The organism is Streptomyces phytophilus (assembly GCF_013870535.1).
GTDB lineage: Bacteria > Actinomycetota > Actinomycetes > Streptomycetales > Streptomycetaceae > Streptomyces > Streptomyces phytophilus.
On the sequence record NZ_JACBXC010000840.1, the window covers coordinates 1 to 2730 of the forward strand.

A 2730-nucleotide genomic window follows, 5' to 3' on the forward strand; every position below is an offset into this window, starting at 1 on the left:
GGCCGGCCTTCGGCGCCTACCCCGGCTCGGCCTCGATGCTCCCGGGGGACACCGCGCTGCGCGAGGAGGCCGAGAACGCGGTCGCCGACGCCGTCGCGCACGCCCGGCAGACGGAGCCGGGCGTCACGGCCCACGGGGTCGTCGTGACCGGCGAGGTGATGCAGGTCCTGGTCGAGGAGACGCGGACCGCGCAGTTGGCGGTGGTCGCGGGCCGCGGCCTCGGCGCGTTCACCCGGCTGCTCGTCGGCTCCACGGCGGTCCACCTGTCCGCGTACGGCCACTGCCCCGTGCTCGTCGTACGGGCCGGGGGGCGGCACCCCGGCGGTCCGTGACGATGTTCGCGTCCGCCCTGCTCACGGGAGGTGTGGGGCCCTGGATGCCGTTCCAGATGCTGGCCATGGGCTGGGTCGCCATGGGCGCCGGGCTGCTGCCGGGGGCGGAGCGGCTGCGGGGGCGGCGGGAGTTGTGGCTGCTTGCCTCGTATGGAGCAATCGCTTCGGTTCTTTACGGCACGGTCATGAACCTCCAGGGGTGGCCGTATCTGAGCGGCATGTCCACGGGCGTGTCGTTCGTCGCGGGCGATCCGCTGCCGGAGAACCTCGCCCGCTTCGTCGCGTACTGCCTTGCCACCTCGCTGGGTTGGGATCTGCCGCGCGCGGTGGTGACGGCGGTGTGCACGCTCACCCTCGGCCGGGCCGTGCTGGCGGCGCTGCGCCGCGCCACCCGAAAGGCCGCATTCGGCACACCGGTGACATTCGAGGCGCGAAACCCCTGAATGCGCGGGCATCTCATATGTGAGATAGCGTCCAAGTCATGGCAGACGACTACCTCGTGCGCATCGGCAGACTCATCCGTGACGCCCGGCAGCACCGGGGATGGTCGCAGAGTCAGCTGGCCGCCGCGCTGGGCACCAGTCAGAGCGCCGTCAACCGCATCGAGCGCGGCCACCAGAACATCAGCCTGGAGATGATCGCGCGCATCGGCGAGGCCCTGGACAGCGAGATCGTCGCTCTGGGCACCGCGGGCCCGATGCATCTGCGGGTCAGCGGAGGCCGCCGGCTCTCCGGCGCGATCGACGTGAAGACCAGCAAGAACGCCTGCGTCGCGCTGCTGTGCGCCACCCTGCTGAACTCCGGGCGCACGGTGCTGCGCCGGGTGGCGCGGATCGAGGAGGTCTTCCGCATCCTGGAGGTGCTGGGCAGCATCGGGGTGCGGACGCGCTGGATCAACGACGGCGCCGACCTGGAGGTCGTACCGCCGGCCGAGTTGGACCTCGACTCCATGGACAACGACGCGGCGCGCCGCACCCGCAGCGTGATCATGTTCCTCGGCCCGCTGCTGCACCGCGCCGAGCGCTTCCGGCTCCCGTACGCGGGCGGCTGCGACCTCGGCACCAGGACCGTGCAGCCGCACATGGCCGTGCTGCGCCGCTTCGGCCTGGACGTGACCGCGACCGAGGGCGTCTACCACTGCGAGGTCGTCCCGGGCATCGCCCCCGACCGGGCCATCGTGCTGACCGAGCGCGGCGACACCGTGACCGAGAACGCGCTGCTGGCCGCCGCCCGGCACGACGGCGTGACCCAGATCCGCAACGCCAGCTCCAACTACATGGTCCAGGACCTGTGCTTCTTCCTGGCGCACCTGGGCGTGCGCGTGGAGGGCGTGGGCACCACCACGCTGCGCGTGCACGGCGTGCCGGACATCGACCGCGACGTCGACTTCGCCCCGTCCGAGGACCCGGTGGAGGCGATGAGCCTGCTGGCGGCGGCGGTCGTCACGTCGTCGGAGCTGACGGTGCGACGGGCGCCGGTGGAGTTCCTGGAGATCGAGCTGTCGGTGCTGGAGGAGATGGGCCTCGACCTCGACCGCACCCCGGAGTACGCCGCCGACAACGGCCGTACGCGGCTGGTGGACCTGACCGTGCGCCCGTCGAAGCTGCAGGCCCCGATCGACAAGATCCACCCGATGCCGTTCCCCGGCCTCAACATCGACAACGTCCCGTTCTTCGCGGCCATCGCCGCCTCCGCCCAGGGCTCGACGCTCATCCACGACTGGGTCTACGACAACCGCGCCATCTACCTGACGGAACTGACCCGCCTGGGCGCCGGCGTCAAACTCCTCGACCCGCACCGCGTCCTGGTGGAGGGCCCGACGCGCTGGCGCGAGACGGAGATGATGTGCCCGCCGGCGCTGCGCCCCGCGGTGGTGGTGCTGCTGGGCATGATGGCGGCGGAAGGCACGTCGGTGCTGCGCAACGTCTATGTCATCAACCGCGGTTACGAGTCGCTGGCCGACCGCCTCAACTCGGTCGGCGCCCGCATCGAGACGTTCCGCGACATCTGACGCCCGGCCGCCGCGACCGCGGCGGAAGCGGCGCGACCGCCCCCGGCCGGCGGGTACCTTGTGTGCCCCGGGTCCCGCGACCCGGCGAGAGGGGTGGGGATGCTGGATCCGGCACTGGCCGCGCTGGCGGCGGCGGGCGGAACGGCGGTGGTCCAGGCCGCGGGAACGGACGGCTGGACCGCTCTGCGGCAGGCGGTGGCGCGCTGGTTCGGCCGGGGCGACGACCGGCGCGAGCAGGCCGAGTCGGCGCGGCTGGACCAGACCGCGAGCGAACTCCTGGCGGCCGACGGCGACGCGGTGGAGCGGACGCGCACCGGCCTGGAAGCGGCCTGGCGGACCCGCATCGAAATCCTGCTGGAGGGCCTGGACGAGACCGAACGCGCCGTC

2 protein-coding genes and 2 pseudogenes are annotated in these 2730 nt (G+C 72.4%); all 4 read left to right on the plus strand.

What is annotated here, in order from left to right; translation table 11 throughout:
• Window positions 1-35: 35 nt before the first annotated feature.
• Window positions 36-332, plus strand: coding sequence for a universal stress protein (locus H5J30_RS26000; RefSeq protein WP_258563545.1), 297 nt, complete (start codon window positions 36-38; stop codon window positions 330-332).
• Window positions 326-775: pseudogene (locus tag H5J30_RS26005) on the plus strand (ECF transporter S component); the annotation flags it as partial. The gene H5J30_RS26000 and the pseudogene H5J30_RS26005, both read left to right, overlap by 7 nt.
• A 38-nt stretch (window positions 776-813) precedes the next feature.
• Entirely contained in the window at window positions 814-2343 is a 1530-nt protein-coding gene (locus H5J30_RS26010; RefSeq protein WP_181789781.1) for a UDP-N-acetylglucosamine 1-carboxyvinyltransferase, read from the plus strand.
• Window positions 2344-2442: 99 nt separating this feature from the next.
• Window positions 2443-2730, plus strand: a pseudogene (locus tag H5J30_RS26015) (hypothetical protein); the annotation flags it as partial.